Raw genomic sequence first — 21,824 nt, 5'->3', positions numbered from 1 at the left:
TTCTAATCATTTATCTGCAAAATCCATCGTTTGTTTGGCGGTTTGGCCAAACGTAGCATGGATCCCCATAGCGTGTACGCCGTTTTTGGTGAACACAAAGGCTTAACTCAGAAGGGGGTTGTCATGCTGCAGAACGAGATGCCACACAGCGGCTGGAGGATGCCGGCGGAATGGGCCAGGCATGCTGCGACCTGGATGGTCTGGCCCCATAACCAGGCGCTCTGGGAGTCGGGATGGCGCGTAACGCTGGCCCAGGTGCAGGCGGATTTTGCCCGGGTCGCCAATGCCATCGCGCGGTTCGAGCCGGTGAAGCTGGTGGTTGACCCTTCTGCACTCGACACGGCCAAAGCCCTGTGCGGCCCCAACATTGAACTGATCACGCTGGCGGTCAACGACAGTTGGTGCCGCGACTCCGGCCCCAGCTTTATTGGCCACCCGCAATTGGGCCTGGCCGGTGTGAGCTGGCGTTTTAACGCGTGGGGCGGCAAGTCAGCCTATGACCTGGATGAAAGCCTCGCTCGGCGCACCCTCAACCACTTGGGCCTGCCGTGCTTTGGCACGCCGTTGAGCAATGAAGGCGGGGCGATTCATGTGGACGGTGAGGGCACGTTGATCACCACCGAGTCGGTGTTGCTCAACCCCAATCGCAACCCGGGCATGAGCAAGGCCGAAATGGAGGCGATCTTTGCGCGCTGGCTTGGGGTGACAAAAACCATCTGGTTGCCAGGCGACCCGCAGCATGTCACCGGGGATGTGACCGATGGCCATGTCGATGGCGTGTGCGCCTTTGCCCGCCCCGGCGTGCTGCTGGTAGATGCCACGCACGACCAGGGTTCGGTGTACGCCGAGGTCGCACGGGAAAACCGCCGCGCCCTGGAATTGGCCACCGATGCCAAGGGCCGCCGGTTCGAGTTGATCGAACTCTTTGAGGCCAGCGAGGCGGTGGATACCGACGCCGAGGTGTTTTGCGCCTCCTACACCAACTTCTATATTGCCAACGGCGCGATCATCATGCCCGCCTATGGCATCGCGGCGGACCAGGTGGCTGCCGATGTGCTGGCCCAGGTATTCCCGGATCGTGTGGTGGTGCCGGTGCGCATCAACCACCTGGCCCATGGCGGCGGCGGTGTGCATTGCATCACCCAGCAGCAGCCAGCCTGGCCGGTAAAGGAGTGATGCCATGCGCCAGCTGACCATTGCCACCACCCAGATGCCCTGCACCTGGAACCTGCAACACAACCTTGATCAGGCCGAACAACGGGTGCGTGAAGCGGCGGCCCAGGGCGCGCAGGTCATCCTGCTGCAAGAGCTGTTCGCCACGCCGTATTTTTGCATCGAACAACAACACAAGCACCTGGCCTTGGCTGAAGAGTACCGCCACAGCGCGGTGCTCAAGCGCTTCGCCGCGCTGGCCAGGGAGTTGGGGGTAGTGCTGCCGCTGAGCTGGTTCGAAAAGGCCGGCAACGCCTACTTCAATTCACTGAGTGTGGCCGATGCCGACGGGCAACTGCTGGGGGTATATCGCAAGACCCATATCCCCAACGCTATTGGCTATCAAGAGAAGGAATACTTCAGCCCCGGCGACACCGGCTTCAAGGTCTGGGACACCGCGTTCGGCCGCCTCGGCGTGGGCATCTGCTGGGACCAGTGGTTCCCCGAGACCGCGCGTTGCCTGGCGTTGCTGGGCGCCGAGGTGTTGCTGTTTCCCACTGCCATCGGCTCCGAACCGGGTTGTGCCAGCCTGGACTCCCGTGATCACTGGCAGATGACCATGCGCGGGCATGCCGCCGCCAATCTGCTGCCGGTGGTGGCGGCCAATCGTGTCGGTCGGGAAGTGGCGAGCAGCGACTCAACCTTGCAGATGGAGTTCTACGGCTCGTCATTTATCTGCAACCACAAAGGCGCGCTGCTGGCCGAGGCCGACCGCGCCGGCAGCGGTGTGCTGCTCCAGTGCCTGGACCTGGCGGCCATGGCCGAAGAACGCCTGACCTGGGGCATCTACCGCGACCGCCGCCCTGACATGTATGGCGGTTTACTGACCCAGGACGGTCGCCACCTGCATCCACGCTGGCAGACCCAAGGGGTATGACATGAAGCTGATCCACTGCACCCTGGCCCTGAGCATCGTCATCCCGACGGTACAGGCCGATGAAAAGATCCTGCGCCTGTACAACTGGGCCGACTATTTTGCCGAGGACACCCTGGCGCGCTTTACTGCCGAAACCGGGATCCAGGTGATCTATGACGTGATGGATGGCAGCGAAACGCTGGAGGCCAAGCTGATGGCCGGTGGCAGTGGTTATGACCTGATCTTCCCGGGCGATACGGTGGGCGAGCGCTTGATGCGCGCCGGCAGCCTGCAGCCACTGGATCCGGCAAAACTTGAGGCGCTGGAGGATATCGAGCCGGGCCTGCAACAACTGCGCAGCCATTACCGCACGTCCAATCAGGCCACAGTGCCCTATACCTGGGGCACGATTGGCCTGACCTATAACACCGAGCAAATCCTACAGCGCTTGCCGAATGCGCCGGTCAATAGCCTGGACCTGTTATTCAAGCCGGAACTGGCTCGCCAATTTGCCGATTGCGGCATCTCGCTGATCGACTCGCCCGACGAAGTACTGGCCGTGGCGCTGATCTACCTGGGGCGCGAACCGCGCAGTGCCAAGCCTGAGGACCTGGCTGCGGCCAGCGCCCTGTTGCTCAAACTGCGGCCGTATATCCGCAAGTTTCAGTCGCAACCGGTGACTGACCTGGTCAATGGCAACCTGTGCCTGTCCCTGGGCTACAGCGGCGACATGACCCAGGCGCAGCGGGCGGCGGATGCGGCGGGTAAAAAGGCGCGCTTCCAATACCACATCCCCCGCGAGGGCACGACGGTGTGGATGGACACCATGGCCATCCCCGTGGATGCTCGGCATCCGGAATACGCCTACGCGTTTATCAACTTTGTCATGCGCCCAGAGAACATGGCGGCCATCAGCAATTTCACCGGCTACCCCACGGCCAATGCCAAGGCCCGCGCCAGCGTCGATCTCGCCATGGGCAACAACCCGGACATTTACCCGGACGACGCCACCTTCAAACGACTGGTGGCCGGGCAGGATATTCCCCAGGCCGATATGCGCGCACGCATGCGGGTTTGGACTAAGTTCAAGACGGCTATCGGTCAATGACGGTCAACCCAGAGGTACACATGAGCACACGTCGCCAATTCATCCAACAGGCCGCGGTGGTGGCCGGCCTGGGCGCCGCCGCGTCCATGGGGCTGCCCGTCTACGCGGCGGTCCAAGGCCGCTGGTTCATGCCCGATGAGGGCGAGAAACACCAGCGCGCCTTTATCGCCTTTGGCGCCCAGGAGGCGATTCACCAGGACTTCACCCCCGCTGTGCAGGACGCCCTGGGCCGTATCGCTCGTACGATTGCCGAGTACGAACCGGTCACGGTGTTCTGCCGCGAAGATGAGCGTGAGCTGGCCGAAGAAAAATGCGGCACCCATAACATCACCTTCGTACACGCCGAGCTGGATGACATCTGGATGCGTGACACCAGCGCCAACTTTGTCGTGGATGACAATGGCCAGTTGGGCGCAGTGGACTTCAACTTCAACGGCTGGGGTAACAAGCAGCAGCACGCCGACGATGCCGAACTGGCGGCTCACGTTGCCGAGCTGGCAGGCGCAACTTACATCCGCAGCGAACTGGTGGGCGAGGGCGGTGCCATCGAAGTGGATGGCCATGGCACCGGAATCATGACCGAAAGCAGCTGGATCAATGCCAACCGCAACCCCGGCTGGAGCAAGGCCGACGTCGAGGCTGAGCTGAAGAGCCGACTGGGCTTGCGCAAGATCATCTGGTTGCCGGGTATCAAGGGCAAGGACATTACCGACGCCCATGTCGACTTTTACGCACGCTTTGTCTCGCCGGGCGTGGTCATCGCCAACCTGGACACCGACCCTGAATCCTACGACCACCAGGTGACCTTGGCCCACTTGGACATGCTCAAGCAGGCTAGCGATGCCGATGGCCGGCCGCTGCAAATACACACCGTGTCGCCACCGCTGAACCCGCGTCGCAACCGGTTCAGTCGGGATAACCCGGACTATGCCGCCGGCTACATCAACTACTTCGTGATCAACGGCGCGGTGATTGCGCCGCAGTTTGGCGACAAAGTCGCCGACCGCAAGGCCTTTGACTTGCTGTCCAGGCTCTATCCGGGGCGCAAGGTGGTGCAACTGGATATCGACGCGATTGCAGCCGGCGGTGGTGGTATTCACTGCGTGACCAGTCACCAGCCGGCATGACCTTGGGAGTTACAGCGTCTGCACGATGATCTGGCTCTTCAGGTCGTTGACCATGCTTTCGATCACCGGCTTCATCGCCTTGAAGTCCTCGGGGCTGCACACGGTATTGGCATGGGCGAACTTGAAGTGGCGGGTGATCAGCACCGTGTTGCCTTCCTTGGCGTAGGTGGCCTGGTAGTCAAAGCCGGCCTGTTGCAGGGACTGTGGCTTGGGCACGGCGAGGACGATGACTTCCTTGGGGAACTCGAAACGGGCCTGCTCCTGGGTTTCTCCCGAGAGGCAACCGAACTCTTGGGTGCGGTCTTTTTCCGAGGCGAAGGCAAACACGTTCTGCGCAATGCCGCCGACCAGGCTGCTGAGCGCCGGCACGCCGGTCGGGCCTGGCAGGTTGACCAGGTTGTCGGTGCGCCCTTCAAGGGTGTTCTTGAACGGGTTGACTTCATCCTGCAAGGAGTCGCTTTTGAACGTGCCCTGGCCCGTTTGCCCGTACCAGCCGAGGACGTTGCGGATCATCGAGTCGCGGTCAGCCGGTTTCATTGCATTGAGCAGGTAGCGATTGAACTCTGAGCCCCAGCCTTCCACGGTGGTGGCATGCACAAAGTCCGCCGCGCCGTTGCTGTCGACCTTGAACAGCAGGTCGTTGGTGACCTTGCCGGTTTGCGCGGCCGGGGTCTTGGCCATTTCGCCGGACTGCGTCAACAGTACTGGCTTGCCCAGCACCGGGATCGGCAGGTAGCCCGCGGCGATGGCTGTGGCGGTGGAGTCCAGATACAGATCCAGGGCCGGCACATAAGTGATCGCATGGTTGAGCACACCCAGGGTGGGCACTTTGGCCAGGGTGTAGCTGTTACCCAGGTTGACCAGCACCGGCGAGCTCTCGATCGCTACCGCGCGCAGCATGGCTTCCAGCAGGGCCACATGGTCCTTGCAGTCGCCATAGCGGTTGTCCAGCACGGCCTGGGCCGGGTGCGGTACTACGCCGCCTGCGCCGACATACACCGCTACATAACGAATGTTCTTACGAACCCAGTCGCTCAGGGCCAGGGCTTTGCTGCGCGGGGTGCTCAGGTTGGCCGTAAGTTGCTTGGCCAAGGCGGCAATGGCCGGCGTCACTTCGACCTGGGCCCTGGCCTCATAGGCCTGGGCAAAGTCCTTGTAGCTGGCGAACGTCGAGACCGCGAGGAATTGGCCGTAATCGACGTAGGACACGGCGCCGGTTTCCATGCGCGCCTTTTCCTGTGGTACGTAGTCCCAACGGTACACCTTGCGCCCGGCAGCTGCGGCCGGGGTGCTGGCCTTGAAGCCCCGGGCATCGACGAACAGCGGCTTGTCGGCTGGCAAGTCGTAGCTCAGGCTCAACTGCTCGGCATCGTAGAAGTCCGGCACGTAGAAGTCTTCGAACTGCTGCGGGAACAGGGCAGTGGTGCGCTGGCGCTGGTAGCGCAGGACCAGCCGGTCACCGACCGCTACCTCTGGAAATATCACCACTTTGACCCGCGAGTCCTGGAACATCGGCGCCTCGGACGAGGCGGTCTCCTGTTGTTCCTTGATCTGCTCGGCGCCCACCTTCACCTTGCGGCCGTCGGGCTTTTGGGTGAAGGCTTCAAGCACCTCGAGGTTTTCCAGGGAGCGGTTGTAGCTCAGCGAACGCTGTGCGTTGTCTTTGATCGCTCGCTCTTCATTGATCCGTGTGACCATCAACCATCTGGACAAAACTGCCATCGGCATTGATCACGTACGACTGGTGGTTTTTTTCGAAGGTGGCCGAATGGTCGGTTTCATCGGTGGCGGCTTGGACACTTAGCGTACAGGCAAGCAAAAAAAGTGCGCCCAGCAGGCGCATCGAGTGCAGGTAAAAGCTTTGCATAGAGATCCTTCTGATTAATGCGACGCTCACTCTGCGGGGAAGAGCGCACTGTGATAAACGAAATGTTTAATGCGACTCATTATTATCTGTATGCTCGAAACATGCAGGCTTTTTAATGGCCCCTGCGAACATCCCCCAACGAATCCCGCTGCATCGACTGCAGGTTTTTCTCGATGGTTTCGCAGATGGCCTCTGTCTGGATCTGGTGCTCGCTGGAGCGAAACGGGCTTTGCAGGTCGGTGCCGATGCGTTCGATGGCCAGCAGCATAAAACCCACCACCGTGGATGCCAGTGGGGTGAACCAGCCCAGGGACTCCACCAGCCCCACTGGTACGATCAGGCAGAACAGCGAAATAAACAGCCGGGGGAAATACACATAGGGGTAGGGCAGTGGTGTGTTGGCGATGCGCTCCATGCCGCCCTGGCTGTTGGACAGATCGACCATGGTTGATTCCAGCCGCGCCAGGCGAATGCTGTCCAGGCGCCCGGCCTTGTATTCGTGGGCCAGCAGGGCCGCGGAGCCGGTGAGGATATCGTTGGCAAAGTTGTTGGTAGCGCCGTTGCGCGCGAACTCATCCCCAGGAATAAATGCTCGCACTTCCTCCGGGCACGGCTCGCCTCGCAGGTGCGACGCCAGGCAATTCACATAGGCCACGTGGCGGCGCAGCAAGGTCGACTTGATCGGATTGACCTCGTTGTCGGGGTCATCCAGCAGCGTCAGCACCTGCCGCGCAAAGCTGCGTGAGTTATTGACCATCGCGCCCCACAGCGTGCGCGCCTCCCACCAGCGGTTATAGGCGCTGGTGTTACGAAAGCTGATCAGCACCACCAGCGCCGAGCCGAGCAGCGTCAGGGGCATCAGCGGCAGGTTGATCTTGGCGTTGAGGAACAGCATGAAGTCCACGGTGACCGCAATATCCCACAGCAGCAGCCAGAACAGTGCCCAGCCGACATAGCCCATGGTCTTGATAATCAGGCGGTACTTTTTGACGATGGCAGCTTTCAAACACAAACCTCCGAGCGGGCGAAAAGCATCGATGCCCTAGCTCGGACGGTGTTTGCGCGAGAAAGGTTCGCGCCTTATGCGTCATGCAGGGAAATGCGCGAGGTCTCCGGCAAGGCCAGGCCGCCGGCCAGCGCGAGCAAGGCCACGGCAATCAGGTAAAACGCCGGTGACAGGTTGCTACCGGTGGTGCTGATCAACCAGGTCGCCACCAGCGGCGCGGTGCCGCCGAAGATCGTGTAGGCCATGTTGTAGGTGATCGCCGAGGCGGTGTAGCGCGTGCGGGTCGGGAAGGTCTCCGAGAGCAGGGCGGCCGTGACCACGCCGCACAATACCGCGCCCACCGCCAGCAGCATCACGCCGATGATGGACGCGGCGAACGAGCCGGAACTGGCCATCAGGAACGAGGGGTATACCACCCCCATCAACAGCCCGCAGGCGGTCATTACTGTGACGCGCCGCCCGACCCGGTCGGAATACCAGCCGGCCAGCGGGCATATCGCCGCAGCGAAGATCAGCGCAATCAGCGACACCAGCAACGCCGTCGCCCGGCTCAAACCACCGGCCACCTGCAAGTACGTGGCAAAGTAGGTGGTGAACATATAAAACGACAGCGCCGTCAGCGACACAAAAGCGCCCAGGCAGCAGATTGCCGCGCCATGGTTGCGCAGGGTTTCCTTGAGCGGCGAGTGGGCCACCGCGTGCTCCTGCTCGACCGCCTGGAACGCCGGGGTTTCATCCAGCCGCCAGCGCAGGTACAGGCCCACCAGGCCCAGCGGTGCAGCGATCAGGAATGGCAGGCGCCAGCCCCAGCTGCCCATGGCTTCGGCCGACAGCGAAGCCTCCAGCGCATAGGCCACCACCGCCGCCGAGGCAAAGGCGGCAAAGGTCGATACCGGGATAAAGCTGCCATACCACGCCCGTTTATCGCTGGGCGCGTGCTCCATCAGGTAGGCGCAGGCGCCGGCGTATTCACCGCCGGCGGAGAAGCCCTGGGCGCAACGGATCAGCGACAACAGGATCGGCGCCGTGACGCCAATCGCGGCATACGTGGGCAGCAGGCCGATCAGGGTCGTGGCCCCGGCCATCAGCAAAATCGTCATCGCCAGGGTGCGCTTGCGGCCGATGCGATCGCCCAGCATGCCAAAGAAAATTCCGCCCAGAGGCCGAAAGGCAAAGGCCACGGCAAACACCGCGAAGGTCTTGAGCAACGCCGCACTGGCATCGCCACTGGGGAAAAACTGCTGGGCGATGGTGGTGGCGAGAAAGCCATACACGGCGAAGTCGAACCACTCGACAAAGTTGCCGATACCGGCGGCGACGATGACTTTTCTCAGGGTTTGCGGCGGGACCTGTTCGGTGGATGCACGCGTCATGGCGGGGCCTCGGCATTTCGTCAGTAATCGTTCGATTATCAGGAAAGTGCCCGGGGCGGCTTACTTCAAAAGTGTCATCGGCGTAGTCAGCACCGACCTGCCAAGGCAATGAAGATCCAATGTGGGGGGCTTGCCAGCGATAGCGGCGGGTCAGCCGACATCAATCCCAGCAATGCCGCCGCCATCGCAGCCTCGCTGGGGCTCGACAGCTCCCACCTCGATCTTCAGGGGGTGGAGGATTGCATTTCACTACCACCGCAGGATGCATCCGGTACTCAATGTACTGAGGAACCAAGGTGGGAGCTGGCTTGCCTGCGATAGCGGTGGGTCAGCCAACATCAACCCCAGCAATGCCGCCGCCATCGCAGCCTCGCCGGGGCTCGACAGCTCCCACCTCGATCTTCAGGGTTTGGAAGATTGCATTTCAGCTGCCACCGCAGGATGCATACGGTACTCAATGTACTGAAGATCCAAGGTGGGAGCTGGCTTGCCTGCGATAGCGGTGGGTCAGCCAATATCAATCCCAGCAATGCCGCCGCCATCGCAGCCTCGCCGGGGCTCGACAGCTCCCACCTCGATCTTCAGGGGTTGGAAGATTGCATTTCACTACCACCGCAGGATGCATACGGTACTCAATGTACTGAGGATCCAATGTGGGAGCTGGCTTGCCTGCGATAGCGGTGGGTCAGCCAACATCAACCCCAGCAATGCCGCCGCCATCGCAGCCTCGCCGGGGCTCGACAGCTCCCACCTCGATCTTCAGGGGGGGAGGATTTCATTTCACTGCTACCGCAGGATGCATACGGTGCTCAATGTACTGAGGATCCAATGTGGGAGCTGGCTTGCCTGCGATAGCGGTGGGTCAGCCAATATCAATCCCAGCAATGCCGCCGCCATCGCAGCCTCGCCGGGGCTCGACAGCTCCCACCTCGATCTTCAGGGGTTGGAAGATTGCATTTCAGCTGCCACCGCAGGATGCATACGGTACTCAATGTACTGAAGATCCAAGGTGGGAGCTGGCTTGCCTGCGATAGCGGTGGGTCAGCCAATATCAATCCCAGCAATGCCGCCGCCATCGCAGCCTCGCCGGGGCTCGACAGCTCCCACCTCGATCTTCAAGGGGTGGAGGATTGCATTTCAGCTGCCACCGCAGGATGCATACGATGCTCAATGTGCTGAAGATCCAAGGTGGGAGCTGGCTTGCCTGCGATAGCGGTGGGTCAGCCAACATCAATCCCAGCAATACCGTCGCCATCGCAGCCTCGCTGGGGCTCGACAGCTCCCACCTCGATCTTCAGGGTTTGGAAGATTGCATTTCAGCTGCCACCGCAGGATGCATACGGTACTCAATGTACTGAAGATCCAAGGTGGGAGCTGGCTTGCCTGCGATAGCGGTGGGTCAGCCAATATCAATCCCAGCAATGCCGCCGCCATCGCAGCCTCGCCGGGGCTCGACAGCTCCCACCTCGATCTTCAGCGGGTGGAGGATTGCATTTCAGCTGTCACCGCAGGATGCATACGATGCTCAATGTGCTGAAGATCCAAGGTGGGAGCTGGCTTGCCTGCGATAGCGGTGGGTCAGCCAACATCAACCCCAGCAATACCGCCGCCATCGCAGCCTCGCCAAGGCTCGACAGTTTCCACCTTGATCTTCAGGGTTTGGAGGATTGCATTTCAGATGCGGCAGCGGCGCGTTCGAGGATTCTCGGCCCCGGTCCTTCCTGGCTCAAGGTATCGCCGGGGTTGCGCAACGGGCAGTCGTTGAGCGACAGGCAGCCGCAGCCAATGCAGTTGTCCAGGCTGTCGCGCAGGGCTTCCAGGGTTCGGATGCGTTCGTTGAGGTTGTCGCGCCAGGCCGAGGACATTTCTCCCCATTGCGCGGCCGTCAATTTGCTGTTCGGCGGATAGCGGCCCATGGCGCGTTTGATCTCTTCCAGCGGAATGCCGGTGCGTTGCGCCACTTTGATAATCGCAATGCTGCGCAGCACCAGCGACGGGAAGCGCCGCTGGTTGCCGGCGTTGCGGGTGCTGGCGATCAAGCCCTTGGACTCGTAGAAGTGCAGGGTGGAGATGGGTACGCCACTGCGCCTGGCCACCTCGCCGATGGTGAGGGAGCGCACACCGTCCGGGTTCTTTTCTGCTGCCATGGGTGTTTTCCTCAAGTTAAGTTGAGGTTTTATAGTCCTGTCCGATCTTTGCTGCAACCGCTTTCTGCGCGAGCTGCTCAGCCTGCGCCAGGCCATTGCCCAGGCGCAGGCCGTGTCCTATGGCAATGCCGTGGGCCTGTACAAGGCGCTCGCCTGGCGGGCGCCGACGGCGGTGCTTTACCCTGCGGCGCGCACCGCGCATCATGCGCGCCCGCACTGAGGGCAAAAGTGCCGCGAAAAGGAACAGCAGTTGAACCACAACACATTGTCCAAGCGCCTGGAGCGCGTGGCGGCCCAGGTACCGGCCGGCGCGCGCCTGGCTGATATCGGCTCGGATCACGCCTACCTGCCGGTGGCGTTGATGAACCGTGGCGCGATTGTCGCGGCAGTGGCCGGCGAGGTGGCGTTGACGCCGTTCCGCGCCGCCCAGCGCACGGTGTGCGACAACGGCCACGAACTGCACATCCACGTGCGCCTGGCCGATGGCCTGGCGGCTATCGAACCGGCCGACCTGCTCGACGCGGTCAGCATCTGCGGCATGGGCGGCGAGACCATCCGCGATATCCTCGAGCGCGGCAAGGCGCATCTGAGCGGCCGGGAACGCCTGATCCTGCAACCCAACGGCGGCGAACAACCGCTGCGCCTGTGGCTGATGGACAACGGCTATCGCATCCTCTGCGAGGAACTGCTACGGGAAAACCGCTTCGACTACGAAATCATCGTCGCCGAGCGCAGCGGGCCAGTGAGCTACAGCGCCGAGCAGCTGTACTTCGGGCCCCTGCAGATGCAGGCCCGCAGCCCGGCGTTCCTGGCCAAATGGCAACGCCTGCTGCGCTACAAGCAACGTACCCTGGATCAGTTGGCCCAGGCCCGACAAGCGTTGCCCGAACAGAAAGTGCAGGAACTGGCGCAAGAGGTGCGCTGGATCACGCAGTTGTTGGAGGCGACGAACCCGGTCTAGGGTCTCGCCTGCCGCAAATGTTTCAATGACTCATTTATCCAACCCAGGTGTTCCACCATGCCAGACGCTACCGACCAAGCCTTCTACGACCGCGCCGACGCGCATATCGAACTGTCGAACGAGCAATTGAAAACCCTCGAGAACCTGGGCCAGGTCAGTGCCTCGATGATGTTCGGCACCACCCGTTTCAACGCCTGGGCCAGTGCGCGCAACTTCAAGTCCGGCGCGGAAATGGCCGAGGCGCGGGAAGCGATGTTGAAGTACTTCTGTGAGCAGTACCGGATGATGCTGGAAGACAATCTGGATGATCACATCAACAACTTCAGCCAGTACATGACAGCCCCGAAGCCACAGTGATCCGGGTACTCGACAGCGCCCACCTTGATCTTCGTCGAAGCCCTGACTAGCGTTTGCTCAATGCCAGGCGGGCCGCGAACAGCACAAAAAGCAGGCCGGTGCTGCGGTCCATCCAGGTATCACCTTGCCCCGGCGCAGCACTGCGGCCAGTGGCTGGGTGGCGCCGATCAGGGTCAATGACCACGCCATGCCGAGCACCACATGGATGCTCACCAGGCCGAATGTCCAGGCGATCAACGAATGGCCCTGGGGAATGAACTGCGGCAGGAACGACACATAGAAAATCCCGATCTTGGGATTGAGCACATTGCCCAGCATGCCTTTCAAGAACCAGCGGGTGCCGGGTTGGGCATGAGCCTCACCGACTGTCAGGGAGGTGCGTGGGCGCAGCAGCATATTCAGGCCCAGCCAGGCCAGATAAGCGGCGCCGCAGTACTTCAAGAGGTTGAAGGCCGCCTCCGACACCGCGATCAACGCACCCAAACCAAAGGCCACCGCCGCGCCCCATAAGAAACAGCCCGCATTGATACCCAATGCCGCACGCAATGCCTGTTGCTTGCCTTCCACCGTCGCGGTACGCAACACCAGCGCGGTGTCGAGCCCGGGAGTGAGGGTCAGGAGGGTGGCGGCGAGGGTAAAGGCGAGCAGATTATCGGCGATGGACATGGGGCACGTGCCTGCACGGTGGGCCTGGGCGCACGTTATCACACGCCGATGGCAAGGCCGGGCAAGCGGTCGAGAAAATCTGCCACTTGCCGGTTACCGCGCAAATGCACTGTCGGAACATCCGGCCCCACTGCCAGGCGCATCGCCTCGATACCCGGCCGATAGCCGCGATCAAAATTCCATACAAAACTCAAAAAGGTCAGAAACTCCCGGTCGAGCTTGTCGGTACACCCCACGGGCCGATCCGCGCGAGGGCGTTTCATGGCGCTGCGTATCAGTACCCGGGTGAAACAGGTGAGTCGCGGTGTATCCAGCCAGATGATCAGGTCGGCACGGGGCAGGCGCAGGTCGAAGGTGCGTCGGGCGTAGTTGCCTTCACACACCCAGGTGTCCGACGCGACGGCTTCGCGTACTCGCGTGCGGAATTGTTCGGCGTCGGTCTCGACCCAGTTGGGTTCCCAGAACAGGGTGTCCAGGTGCACCACGGGCAGGCCGAGACGCTGGCCAAGGGCGCGGGCGAGGGTGGATTTGCCGCTGCCGGCGTTGCCCAGAATTACAATCCGTTGCATGGAGACGTCCCGAAAAAAGCCGGCAAGTATGCCGGCTTTGGAAGGGCAGTCAAATGCCCGGTGATTTACTGGGCAAACGCGTATTCCCCACCCTGTTCCAGCGCCTTGCGATAGGCCGGCCGGGCCTGGAACCGCTGGACCCACGCCGCGAGGTTCGGGTACGCCGGCAGCTTGCCCTGGGCCTTGGCGATTTCGCCAATGAAGCTCATCTGGATATCCGCACCGCTCAGTTCCTCACCCAGCAGGTACGGTGACTGCGCCAGGGCGTCGTTCAGGTAACCCAGGTAGTTGGCCAGTTCCGACTCGATCCGCGGATGCAACGGCGCACCGGCATCACCCAGGCGACTGACGTACAGGTTGAGCATCAGCGGCAGCATGGCCGAGCCTTCGGCAAAGTGCAGCCATTGCACGTAGGTGTCGTAGGCGGCCGTGGCCGGGTCGGGTTGCAGGCGACCCTGGCCATGGCGGCGGATCAGGTAGTCAACAATGGCGCCGGACTCGATCACCACGCGGCTGCCATCTTCAAGCACCGGCGATTTGCCCAGCGCGTTGATCGCCTTGAGCTCTGGTGGTGCGAGGTTGGTTTTTGGGTCGCGCTGGTAGCGCTTGAGCGCGTAGGGCAGGCCGAGTTCTTCGAGCAGCCAGAGAATGCGCTGCGAGCGTGAGTTGTTGAGGTGGTGAACAATCATCATGGGAAGCTCCGCCGGGCGAGTGTGGGTGTCTGATAGCAGACTGTTGCGCCGGCGTAGAGTGCCCTGAATCAGTTGGGCGTGTCAGGGGAAGTTGTCGGGTCCTGAGGCGGCTGCGCTTCCAGCTTCAAGCGGTCGGCCTTGCTGATGTACTTGTCTTTGCTTTTGGGGGCCAGTTTGGCACTGGCCTTTTTGGCGTTGGCTTTTAATAACTGATTGATCTTTTTACGACGGTTCATGCGGTTTACTCGGCGCGTTGATCTTTCGATGATATCAGCTCAGCAGTCGGGCGAGTGGGCTTGGCCAAATGCTTTTACGGGCATGCACCGACCTAAAGCCGGGCAAACTCAAAGGTTGCCCGTAAACCACCCGATGGCCGGTTTTCCAAGCGGACCTGTCCACCCAGGCGATTTGCGATGGATTGCACGATGGTCAGGCCCAGGCCTGCTCCGTGGTCATTGCCACGGCTGTAGAAGCGCTCAAACAGTCGATCACGTTCTGCTTCATCAATGCCCGGCCCCTGGTCTTCGACACTCAACTCGTAGTGATCGTGGTGTTTGGCCAGCCCGACGGTGATGAGCCCTCCAGGCGGGGAAAAGTTTGCCGCATTGCTCATCAAATTGTTCAAGGCAATCTGGATGATCCCGGTGTCGACTTTGACCAGGCCGACTTCGTCGACAGGGTCGAACACCAGCTCAAGTTCCTTGCTCAAGAGCCAGGGTGTCATCTGCACCAGACTGTCCCGGACTGTCGCCACCAGATCTGTTTTTGGCGCCTCAAGGGCGGAGGTGCGGGGTTCAATACGGGCCATCGTCAGTAGTTGATTGACCAGTCGGGTAGTACGGTCGACACCTGCCATGAGGTGCTCAAGGGACGCGCGTCGATCATCCTCGCTAGCGGCGTCCTTCAGGTTTTCTGCGTGAACTTTAAGCACCGCCAACGGTGTGCGCATCTCATGGGCGGCGTCGGCGATAAAACGCCGCTCGCGTCCCATGACCTCCTGGATTTGTGCGAGCACGCGGTTAAGGGCCGCCTGCATGGGCTCCAGTTCAGTGGGCAATGGATTCAAGTGCAAGGGTTCAAGCGAGCCTGGATGCCGCGCACGCAGGGTTTGCGCCATGTTGACCAGGGGTTTCAAGCCCCAGCCAATCGCCAGCCAGATCACTGCGGCAAGCAGCACGCAGCCAATCAGATTGGGCAACACCGTATGGCGGACAATCCGATTCACCAGATCGTCACGCACGTCGTCACGCTCGCCCACCCAAATCTTCAAATTATATTGCGCATCCTCCAAGACAAACGCGCGCCATGCTCGGTTGTTGACGTCCGTGATGGCGCTGAAACCGGCCTTGCTCGGTGGTGAGGTAAACGCGGGTGCGCTGGCGGTGTGAACCAGCAACGTGCCGTCCGAGTTCCAGACCTGGAACGCGATCTTGCTTTCATATGGATGGCCATCGACCTTAGGCACGGCAAGCCCCAGCGCTTGATTGAACGCCTGGTATAGCTCTGCTTGCTCCTTACTGGCCATTGGCATGCGCATCACGCCTTGCAACAGACGCGCGTTTTGCGCCAGTTGGGCGTCGTAGACCTCGTCAATTTCATGATTGCTGTCATGCAGGTTGACGGCGGTCATGATCAGTAGACCGAGGAACAGCAGGCCAAGAATCAAGGTGAGCGTGCGCTGGCGAATGGAGGTCATGGGCGTTCGTCCACCAGATAGCCGACACCACGGATCGTTCGGATCAACTGGCTGGAAAACTTCTTGCGCAGATGATGGATATGCACTTCCAGCGTGTTGCTTTCCGCCTCCTCGCTCCAGCCGTAGAGTATCTGCATCAGTTGATCGCGGGTCATGACCCGGCCAGGAGGGGAAAGCAATTCATGGAGTAACTGATACTCCTTGGGGGTCAAGGCCACGGGCTCGCCCAGATAGCTGACTTGCTGGGTACCGGGGTTCAGGCTGATGCCCGCGTGTTCAATCAGCATCTGGGCCCGGCCAGCGCTGCGTCGCAACAAGGCCCGTATCCGGGCTTTGAGTTCTGCGAGGGCGAACGGTTTTATCAGGTAGTCATCCGCTCCGGCATCCAGGCCGGCGATACGGTCCTCGGTGGCGTCCCGGGCCGTGAGGATCAGGACCGGCAGGTTGGAGCCACTGTCACGCAGGCGACGCAGGACGTCGAGCCCGTCCATTCGTGGCAGACCGAGGTCGAGCACGGCCAGATCAAACGTTTCGCTGAGCAGTGCGTGCAAGCCGCTGCTGCCGTCCTGCAACCAGTCGACGGTGTAGCCCTCGCGCGTGAGGGCCTGGTGAATACCTTCGCCCAGGCCCATGTCATCCTCGATCAGTAGTAAGCGCACACGGACTCCTGTCAGTCGAGTTTCTGGTTCACTTGCTGCAGTAACGCTTCGATTTCCGTGCGGCGCCCGGCGTCAGCGGTTTCACGGCCTGGCCTCGGGGCTGCCTGCAGGGCTTTTTGTAGCGCCTGTCTGGCTTGGGGGTAGCGTTTTTGACGGTAAAGGTGATCGCCCCAGAAGTACAGACTATCAATGCCGTCTGGGTTCAGTTGCAATGCTTGCTCGAGCAATTGTTGTGCTTTGTCCGAATCGCCGAAACCAATAGGCCAGCCCGGTACCCGATCATACAGCGCGGCGAGGCTGGTGTAGGCCGAGCCTTGCAAGGCTTTGGGGTCCAGGGAGAGGGCTTTTTCCAGGTCGATCTTCGCCTCCTTGACCTTGCTCAACGCGCCGAGCCCACCCTGGGCGCCAGCCCAACTGCTGGTGACGATACCGGACCAGATCCAGGCCTCGGCGACGGATTGGCGGTCCTGGGTAAAGGCGCTGGCTTGGGTGGCGAGTTGCTCGAACTTCGCCGCGCGCTGGTCGGCGGGTAATTCGTATTGAATATGCGCCCAGCGCTGCTGGATGTCGTTGAGGCGTTGCTGGTCAGCGGCGTCCAGGGCCCAGACGGCCGGGCTCAACGCGCCGAGTAATAGCAAGCAGAGGGTGTTTTTCATGGATTGAGGTCCTCGTTGTCAGTCTTTTGGCTCAGGCGACGGATCAGGGGTAGGTGCTTGCGCAAGCTTCGGTCAATCAGGTTGGGCAGCAGGCTGTTGAGGCGTACAAAAAACCGTTCCGGCCAGCCCAGGTACAACTCGCGATGGTCACCGGCAATGGCGCGGATCACGGCCGAGGCCACGGTTTGAGGGTCGTCGACATTCGCGTTGAGGGCGTCGTTGAGCGCCTGCGCGGCCGGACTGTTCATGGGGGTGCTGGTGGCGCGTGGCGCGACATACAACACACCCACGCGGGTGTCTGACAGCTCACGGCGCAAGGCTTCGGAAAATCCACGCAAGGCAAATTTGCTTGCGCAGTAGCTGGCGTAGCCGGGGTAGCCAATCGAGCCATAGGTGGAGCCAACGTTGACGACCATCGCGCTGCTGGCCTGCTTGAGCAGTGGCAGGAGGATTTTCGTCAGGCAGATAGGCGCGCTGATGTTGACTGCCAGCATGGCGTTGATATCGCTGTCCTCGAGCTGCTCCAGCATGGCGAAGTGATTGACCCCGGCGGCGTTGATCAGCAGGTTGATACCGCCCATTGCCTGCGCAGCGGTCAGCACCTTGCGACGGTCTGCCAGGAACGTCAGGTCGGCGCCAATCCAGAACACCTGCTGTGGATAGCGCTCGAGCACCGGCGCCAACGACTCGCGGTGGCGGGCGACGGCCAGCACCTGGGCGCCGTTGGCGCACAGTGCGTCAGCAATCGCCGCGCCAATGCCGCCGCTGGCGCCGGTCAAGACCACGCGAGCCTCAGACAGGCGCATGCAGGCTCTCCCCGTCACGCGGCAAGCCACGGAACATGTCGGTGTAGAGTTTGTAGACCACTTTGGAAGCATGAATGACCGCCGCCTGATCACTCGGGTCCTGCAGTTTGTCCATCAGTCGGCGGTAAGTCTGCATGTGCCCGATATCCAGGGAGCCGTGGGAGCTGAGGTAGCTGAAGGCGGTTTCCGGCAGCTCAAGGCGATCGCGAATGGCCCCGGCGGTGTGGGTGGCAAGGGCGATGCTGGTGCCTTCGAGGACGTTGACCATGCCAAACAGACCTACCGGGTTATCCCGGGCGATCAGGTCGTAGAGGAAACTGGTCATCAACTCGATGGGCAGGGACGGATGACCGTCGCGTACCGCCTCTTTGTCGCCGCCACAGGCCTGGATGTCGTTGAGCACCCATTTTTCATGGCCGTATTCTTCTTCGATGTACTCACAGACTGCTTCACGCAGCCATTCCAGGCGCGTCGGCAGGCGCGCGCCACAGGCCATCATCAACGGCACAGTGTGGCGTACGTGGTAGTACGCCTGGGTCAGAAACGCCCGATAGCTCTCCAGGCTGACCTTGCCCTCAAGGGCATCGCGGATGACCGGTAGGGTGAACAGCTCGTTGCGTTCTGCTTGAGTGGCGATTTGCAGAGTGTCGAAAAAACTCATGATGCGGATACCTCGGAAGGGGTCGATATAGTCAATTGCGCCTGGTAACGCTCAACAATGGCGTCGCGGCGCGGCCTGCCATTGGCGGTCAGCAGACCATTAGCGGGCGTGAACGGTTGAGGCAGCCGGGTCCAGTGATGGACCTGGGCGTATTGGGGCAGGGCCTCGTTGGCCTGGGCCACCGCGGCCGCCAGTTCGTCATCGGTGCAATCGGGGCGATGGGGCCACAGCAGCGCATGGTTGCTTGGCATGGCTTCGCCGTAGACGAAGGCCTGGGCGATATGCCGGCGTTGGGTCAGTTCGGCCTCGACCCATTCCGGATTCACGTTGCGCCCGAAGCTGGTGACAAATTGATGTTTTTTGCGCCCCTTGAGATAGAGAAAACCGTCGGCGTCAAATTCGCCCAGATCGCCGCTGGACCACCATTGATCGACGCCAGCGGGCTCGCCCAAATAACCGAGCAAGGTAGAACCCTTGATCAGCACTTCGCCATCTTCAGCCAGACGTACCTCTACGTGAGGCAGGGGTTTGCCGACACTGCCGGGACGATGGGCCTCGGGGTGGTTGAGGCACACCACCGACGCACACTCCGACAGGCCGTAGCCTTCGTAGACACGCATGCCGAGGGTGTGCGCACGGTGCAGCAGTTCTTCTGACACCCGCGCACCGCCCACGGCGGCAAAACGCAGGGTTTGAGGATTGAAGGCTTTTTGTTCGCCAGCGTTGACCAGCAGCAGGAGAAGCTGCGGCACCAGAATCAGGCTTTCGGGGGCGCGGGCGGCCAGGCAGCCGAGCAATTGCGGGACGTCGACGCCGCTGGCCCCTTGAATCCCCAACACGCTCTGGCTTGGCAGGCTCAGGGTGACGCCGGCATAAAGGGCGGCATAACAACCGATATTTTCCAACAGGATTGCCAGGGGCAGCACCGCGAGGTGGTGCCGTGGATCGTTGGGTTGGCTGGCCTGATACAGCTCGCGGGCAACCCTCAAAATACTCTCGGCGCTCAGGCACACGCCTTTGGGGGTACCGGTGGTTCCCGAGGTAAACGTCAGTTTGGCGGTGTGTTCGGGTAAGCCGGACGCACCGTTGAGGTTTTTGCGCCAGAACTCGCCGGTTTTCTCGAAACCGGCGGTTTGCAGTTCTGCCTCCAGTTGCGGTTCGGCAATCACCAGCTCTGCCTGGCTTTGTTCCAGGCAATGCTTGCGTTGAGCCGGGGTGAAAAACGGCGGCAGCGTCAGGCACGTCAACCCTTCGAACAGCGTGGCCAGATCCCAGAGCATCGCTTCGACGCCATTGTCCAGCGCCAGCGCGACCACCTTGATGCCCTCATCGCGCAGTCGCTGTTGGCGATAGTTAAGCTCGGCGTACAGGGTGGCATAGTCCAGCTTCAACTGATCGCCCCACAGGGCGGTGGTGTGTGGCGTGCATTCAGCGTGGCTGCGCAGGATCTCCTTGAAGCGTTCCATTTCAGGCGACATAAGTGGCCTCCTCAAGCGATGTGGGCAACCCCAGGCGGTTGAACACGCCGATATTGCGTAGGTGGACAAAGCCTGCGCGGATGTTGCCTACATGCACCCAGGGCTTGCTGTCGTAATAGCTGCCCCAACTGTGGCGGTCAGCGCCTAGCCGCTCGGGGTCGGCGGCGCAGAGCGTCAGCGGTTTTAATCCCAGGCGATGGAAGCTGTTGACCAGCCCGATATTGCCGGTAAAGGCCACCCATTCCAGGCCGCCCATGGCCAGCAGATAAGTGAGGGTAATGATGCTCAGACGTGCGCTGCCGTTGTCACTGGCCGCCAGATTGCCCACCTCGACGATGCCGGTGCGCTCGACGGGGCACTCGGCTGCCGTGCCGATCAGCGCTTCAATCGACGCGTCCAGATACCGCTCCAGAAACAAGGGTTCAGTCTTGGCCAGACGCACACCGGCGACGGCGCAAAGTTCGCCAGACGCGCTACTTACGCCAAACAGTTCCGGCATGAAATGACGAATGTCAGCACCATGTGCCTGGCGAAAACGTTGCTGGACAAAGGTTTCGAACACCGCGCGCAGCGTGTCGCCGGGCAAGGCCCTGAGCAGATTCATCTGCGAGGACTCGGCTTGGCCGAAGTGAAGCGGTAAAGAGAGGTGCCAGTCGAAATGGGCCATTGGATAACGTCTCCCCAGTAGGTTTGGGCAGAGTATCGAGGGCATTTCTTAACGGAGTCTGAAGGTCGCAACAGACGGGCTGGCGCTTCTTCAGATTGTATTAAGGCTGGGCGGGCAGGGTGGCGTGGTTCGATCAGGCGTTAAACCGGATCGAGGTCGGGCGAATGACTCGCTCGCCAGAATGACTGCAGAGGCCCAGCATGACCCGAGACTCATCCACCCAACGTTATGGAAAACTGTCGATTGCATTGCACTGGCTGATGCTGGGGCTGTTTGTCGGTGTCTATGCCAGCATCGAAATCAAAGGCCTGCTACCCCGTGGGGGCACCATGAGAAGCCTATTCCTGGGACTGCACGGGCTTTTGGGGGCAAGCATTTTTCTTCTGGTCTGGGTGCGTCTGCTTGGGCGCCTGCCCCCCCGGCCACCCATAACGCCTGCCTTGCCTGCGTGGCAGACCGGCGCTTCGCACCTGATGCATCTGGCATTGTATGGGCTGATGATTGCGACCCCGCTGCTGGCCTGGCTGATGTTGTCGGCGGCAGGCAAACCGATGCCTTACTTCGGGTTTTTTCTGCCGTCACTTGTGTCGGTCGATCCGGACCTGGCAAAGCAGTTCAAGCATTGGCACGAGTTGCTTGGCAGCAGCGGTTACTGGCTGATCGGTTTGCATGCGGCGGCAGGTTTGTTCCATCACTACTGGGTTCGGGACAACACCCTGGCGCGGATCCTGCCTAAACGCTTCTGAATGGAGTTTGAGAGTCGAACGAGCCGTCGAGCCCGGGTTCGGCGGCGCTCCCTCTTGTTCTCAGAGGTTGGGATGGCAAGTGCTGCAACGATGTGGTCGCGAAATCAGCCCTTTTTTGCCCATCCCGGTCTACCATGCCCCTCCGGCAGTGGTTCCTCGCGCTATCGGCCCCCAGCCATCAAGGTATCGCACATGACCTCGTTCACCCGCAACACACCGTCCCCAGCCTCATTCGAGGTGCCGCAATGAGCATTGACCAGATCAGCCTGCCCAAGGGCGTAGGCCCACATGCCGTCAAGTTGCTGGAGGCGATCACCGGCGCCAGCACGCCTGAAGACCTGAATCGCGCAGGCGGCAAAGCCGAAGGTTTTGTCCTGGGCCTGGAGTCCACCAAAGCCATCAAAAGCCAAATCGCCGAGTCGTTGTATGTGGCTTACGACGACGCTGCCAGCCATCGTGCGGCTGAGTTGAAGGGCTAGTAGCTGCACGCCCCGGCTGTCGAGCAGGGCGTGGT

General features: G+C 61.3%; 22 protein-coding genes and 2 pseudogenes. 8 read left to right on the top strand and 16 right to left on the bottom strand.

All coding sequences use genetic code 11. The features are described 5' to 3' along the window. Positions 1-123: 123 nt before the first annotated feature. Genes K1X80_RS19660 through K1X80_RS19645 form a run of 4 tightly spaced genes read left to right on the top strand, consistent with a single transcriptional unit; the run spans position 124 to position 4,303 of the window. Positions 124-1,176 (top strand): agmatine/peptidylarginine deiminase, encoded by a 1,053-nt coding sequence (locus K1X80_RS19660; RefSeq protein WP_057960257.1) that lies wholly within the window; start codon positions 124-126, stop codon positions 1,174-1,176. A 4-nt stretch (positions 1,177-1,180) separates the two neighbouring features. Next, positions 1,181-2,089, top strand: coding sequence for an N-carbamoylputrescine amidase (gene aguB, locus K1X80_RS19655; protein ID WP_057960256.1), 909 nt, complete (start codon positions 1,181-1,183; stop codon positions 2,087-2,089). 1 nt (position 2,090) lies between these two features. Next, positions 2,091-3,176 carry an extracellular solute-binding protein gene (locus K1X80_RS19650; RefSeq protein ID WP_057960255.1) on the top strand — a complete coding sequence of 362 codons (1,086 nt, stop codon included), beginning with the start codon at positions 2,091-2,093 and terminating at the stop codon, positions 3,174-3,176. Between the two features lie 20 nt (positions 3,177-3,196). Continuing rightward, positions 3,197-4,303: an agmatine/peptidylarginine deiminase gene (locus K1X80_RS19645; protein ID WP_169989663.1), complete on the top strand. Its 1,107-nt coding sequence runs from the start codon at positions 3,197-3,199 to the stop codon at positions 4,301-4,303. Positions 4,304-4,312: 9 nt separating this feature from the next. Here the strand turns inward: K1X80_RS19645 and K1X80_RS19640 are convergent. The 5 genes and pseudogenes from K1X80_RS19640 to K1X80_RS19620 all read right to left on the bottom strand — a co-directional run bounded on the left by K1X80_RS19640 (position 4,313) and on the right by K1X80_RS19620 (position 10,955). Next, positions 4,313-6,170: pseudogene (locus tag K1X80_RS19640) on the bottom strand (DUF3857 domain-containing transglutaminase family protein). Positions 6,171-6,282: 112 nt separating this feature from the next. Continuing rightward, the gene (locus K1X80_RS19635) at positions 6,283-7,176 is read right to left on the bottom strand and encodes a bestrophin family protein (RefSeq protein WP_128592910.1); all 894 of its coding nucleotides are present in this window, start codon (positions 7,174-7,176) and stop codon (positions 6,283-6,285) included. Between the two features lie 74 nt (positions 7,177-7,250). Then, entirely contained in the window at positions 7,251-8,549 is a 1,299-nt protein-coding gene (locus K1X80_RS19630) for an MFS transporter (RefSeq protein ID WP_057438575.1), read from the bottom strand. Between the two features lie 1,652 nt (positions 8,550-10,201). Then, positions 10,202-10,696: a redox-sensitive transcriptional activator SoxR gene (soxR, locus tag K1X80_RS19625; protein ID WP_120733650.1), complete on the bottom strand. Its 495-nt coding sequence runs from the start codon at positions 10,694-10,696 to the stop codon at positions 10,202-10,204. 16 nt (positions 10,697-10,712) lie between these two features. Further along, positions 10,713-10,955, bottom strand: coding sequence for a hypothetical protein (locus K1X80_RS19620; RefSeq protein ID WP_162947749.1), 243 nt, complete (start codon positions 10,953-10,955; stop codon positions 10,713-10,715). On the opposite strand from K1X80_RS19620, the gene K1X80_RS19615 reads away from it, so the two are divergent. Both K1X80_RS19615 and K1X80_RS19610 read left to right on the top strand, forming a co-directional pair. Then, positions 10,947-11,657 carry a tRNA (adenine(22)-N(1))-methyltransferase TrmK gene (locus K1X80_RS19615; protein WP_128592911.1) on the top strand — a complete coding sequence of 237 codons (711 nt, stop codon included), beginning with the start codon at positions 10,947-10,949 and terminating at the stop codon, positions 11,655-11,657. The genes K1X80_RS19620 and K1X80_RS19615 overlap by 9 nt on opposite strands. A 57-nt stretch (positions 11,658-11,714) precedes the next feature. Beyond that, positions 11,715-12,014 carry a DUF3144 domain-containing protein gene (locus tag K1X80_RS19610; protein ID WP_057438578.1) on the top strand — a complete coding sequence of 100 codons (300 nt, stop codon included), beginning with the start codon at positions 11,715-11,717 and terminating at the stop codon, positions 12,012-12,014. Between the two features lie 46 nt (positions 12,015-12,060). On the opposite strand, the pseudogene K1X80_RS19605 reads toward K1X80_RS19610, so the two are convergent. The 11 genes and pseudogenes from K1X80_RS19605 to K1X80_RS19555 all read right to left on the bottom strand — a co-directional run bounded on the left by K1X80_RS19605 (position 12,061) and on the right by K1X80_RS19555 (position 20,564). Next, positions 12,061-12,680, bottom strand: a pseudogene (locus K1X80_RS19605) (LysE family translocator). 38 nt (positions 12,681-12,718) lie between these two features. Continuing rightward, complete coding sequence (locus K1X80_RS19600) at positions 12,719-13,249, bottom strand: AAA family ATPase (RefSeq protein ID WP_057438580.1); 531 nt, start codon at positions 13,247-13,249, stop codon at positions 12,719-12,721. 65 nt (positions 13,250-13,314) lie between these two features. Then, entirely contained in the window at positions 13,315-13,941 is a 627-nt protein-coding gene (locus K1X80_RS19595; protein ID WP_220172429.1) for a glutathione S-transferase family protein, read from the bottom strand. 68 nt (positions 13,942-14,009) lie between these two features. Then, positions 14,010-14,177, bottom strand: coding sequence for a DUF2986 domain-containing protein (locus K1X80_RS19590; RefSeq protein WP_081044286.1), 168 nt, complete (start codon positions 14,175-14,177; stop codon positions 14,010-14,012). Between the two features lie 92 nt (positions 14,178-14,269). After that, on the bottom strand, positions 14,270-15,637 hold the full coding sequence (locus tag K1X80_RS19585) for an ATP-binding protein (RefSeq protein WP_220172428.1): 1,368 nt from the start codon (positions 15,635-15,637) through the stop codon (positions 14,270-14,272). Further along, positions 15,634-16,296 (bottom strand): response regulator, encoded by a 663-nt coding sequence (locus K1X80_RS19580; RefSeq protein ID WP_120733641.1) that lies wholly within the window; start codon positions 16,294-16,296, stop codon positions 15,634-15,636. The genes K1X80_RS19585 and K1X80_RS19580 overlap by 4 nt, the downstream gene beginning before the upstream one ends. 11 nt (positions 16,297-16,307) lie before the next feature. Continuing rightward, positions 16,308-16,952: a tetratricopeptide repeat protein gene (locus tag K1X80_RS19575; protein WP_057438584.1), complete on the bottom strand. Its 645-nt coding sequence runs from the start codon at positions 16,950-16,952 to the stop codon at positions 16,308-16,310. Continuing rightward, entirely contained in the window at positions 16,949-17,758 is an 810-nt protein-coding gene (locus K1X80_RS19570) for an SDR family oxidoreductase (RefSeq protein WP_120733639.1), read from the bottom strand. The genes K1X80_RS19575 and K1X80_RS19570 overlap by 4 nt, the downstream gene beginning before the upstream one ends. Next, positions 17,745-18,419, bottom strand: coding sequence for a TenA family transcriptional regulator (locus tag K1X80_RS19565; protein ID WP_120733637.1), 675 nt, complete (start codon positions 18,417-18,419; stop codon positions 17,745-17,747). The genes K1X80_RS19570 and K1X80_RS19565 overlap by 14 nt, the downstream gene beginning before the upstream one ends. Beyond that, entirely contained in the window at positions 18,416-19,897 is a 1,482-nt protein-coding gene (locus K1X80_RS19560) for an AMP-binding protein (protein WP_220172427.1), read from the bottom strand. Before K1X80_RS19560 ends, K1X80_RS19565 begins: the two co-directional genes overlap by 4 nt. Beyond that, positions 19,887-20,564 carry a thermostable hemolysin gene (locus K1X80_RS19555; RefSeq protein WP_186626296.1) on the bottom strand — a complete coding sequence of 226 codons (678 nt, stop codon included), beginning with the start codon at positions 20,562-20,564 and terminating at the stop codon, positions 19,887-19,889. The genes K1X80_RS19560 and K1X80_RS19555 overlap by 11 nt, the downstream gene beginning before the upstream one ends. A gap of 200 nt (positions 20,565-20,764) precedes the next feature. On the opposite strand from K1X80_RS19555, the gene K1X80_RS19550 reads away from it, so the two are divergent. Together K1X80_RS19550 and K1X80_RS19545 are read left to right on the top strand one after the other, a co-directional pair. Continuing rightward, on the top strand, positions 20,765-21,310 hold the full coding sequence (locus K1X80_RS19550; RefSeq protein ID WP_220172426.1) for a cytochrome b: 546 nt from the start codon (positions 20,765-20,767) through the stop codon (positions 21,308-21,310). A 245-nt stretch (positions 21,311-21,555) separates the two neighbouring features. Continuing rightward, positions 21,556-21,789: a hypothetical protein gene (locus K1X80_RS19545; RefSeq protein WP_120733633.1), complete on the top strand. Its 234-nt coding sequence runs from the start codon at positions 21,556-21,558 to the stop codon at positions 21,787-21,789. Positions 21,790-21,824 lie beyond the last annotated feature (35 nt).

The sequence above is a fragment of the Pseudomonas sp. So3.2b genome (genome assembly GCF_019464415.1).
Taxonomy (GTDB): domain Bacteria; phylum Pseudomonadota; class Gammaproteobacteria; order Pseudomonadales; family Pseudomonadaceae; genus Aquipseudomonas; species Aquipseudomonas shahriarae.
This window is presented reverse-complemented; position numbering and strand designations above follow the sequence as displayed.

Excerpts from the sequence above, each read along its gene's own strand:
- K1X80_RS19600 (WP_057438580.1), bottom strand. The coding sequence starts at position 13,249 with ATGCAACGGATTGTAATTCTGGGCAACGCCGGCAGCGGCAAATCCACC.
- K1X80_RS19575 (WP_057438584.1), bottom strand. The coding sequence starts at position 16,952 with ATGAAAAACACCCTCTGCTTGCTATTACTCGGCGCGTTGAGCCCGGCC.
- K1X80_RS19595 (WP_220172429.1), bottom strand. The coding sequence starts at position 13,941 with ATGATGATTGTTCACCACCTCAACAACTCACGCTCGCAGCGCATTCTC.
- K1X80_RS19560 (WP_220172427.1), bottom strand. The coding sequence starts at position 19,897 with ATGTCGCCTGAAATGGAACGCTTCAAGGAGATCCTGCGCAGCCACGCT.
- K1X80_RS19610 (WP_057438578.1), top strand. The coding sequence starts at position 11,715 with ATGCCAGACGCTACCGACCAAGCCTTCTACGACCGCGCCGACGCGCAT.
- K1X80_RS19545 (WP_120733633.1), top strand. The coding sequence starts at position 21,556 with ATGAGCATTGACCAGATCAGCCTGCCCAAGGGCGTAGGCCCACATGCC.
- K1X80_RS19650 (WP_057960255.1), top strand. The coding sequence starts at position 2,091 with ATGAAGCTGATCCACTGCACCCTGGCCCTGAGCATCGTCATCCCGACG.
- K1X80_RS19645 (WP_169989663.1), top strand. The coding sequence starts at position 3,197 with ATGAGCACACGTCGCCAATTCATCCAACAGGCCGCGGTGGTGGCCGGC.
- K1X80_RS19550 (WP_220172426.1), top strand. The coding sequence starts at position 20,765 with ATGACCCGAGACTCATCCACCCAACGTTATGGAAAACTGTCGATTGCA.
- K1X80_RS19630 (WP_057438575.1), bottom strand. The coding sequence starts at position 8,549 with ATGACGCGTGCATCCACCGAACAGGTCCCGCCGCAAACCCTGAGAAAA.
- K1X80_RS19565 (WP_120733637.1), bottom strand. The coding sequence starts at position 18,419 with ATGAGTTTTTTCGACACTCTGCAAATCGCCACTCAAGCAGAACGCAAC.
- soxR (WP_120733650.1), bottom strand. The coding sequence starts at position 10,696 with ATGGCAGCAGAAAAGAACCCGGACGGTGTGCGCTCCCTCACCATCGGC.
- K1X80_RS19555 (WP_186626296.1), bottom strand. The coding sequence starts at position 20,564 with ATGGCCCATTTCGACTGGCACCTCTCTTTACCGCTTCACTTCGGCCAA.
- K1X80_RS19570 (WP_120733639.1), bottom strand. The coding sequence starts at position 17,758 with ATGCGCCTGTCTGAGGCTCGCGTGGTCTTGACCGGCGCCAGCGGCGGC.
- aguB (WP_057960256.1), top strand. The coding sequence starts at position 1,181 with ATGCGCCAGCTGACCATTGCCACCACCCAGATGCCCTGCACCTGGAAC.
- K1X80_RS19590 (WP_081044286.1), bottom strand. The coding sequence starts at position 14,177 with ATGAACCGTCGTAAAAAGATCAATCAGTTATTAAAAGCCAACGCCAAA.
- K1X80_RS19585 (WP_220172428.1), bottom strand. The coding sequence starts at position 15,637 with ATGACCTCCATTCGCCAGCGCACGCTCACCTTGATTCTTGGCCTGCTG.
- K1X80_RS19660 (WP_057960257.1), top strand. The coding sequence starts at position 124 with ATGCTGCAGAACGAGATGCCACACAGCGGCTGGAGGATGCCGGCGGAA.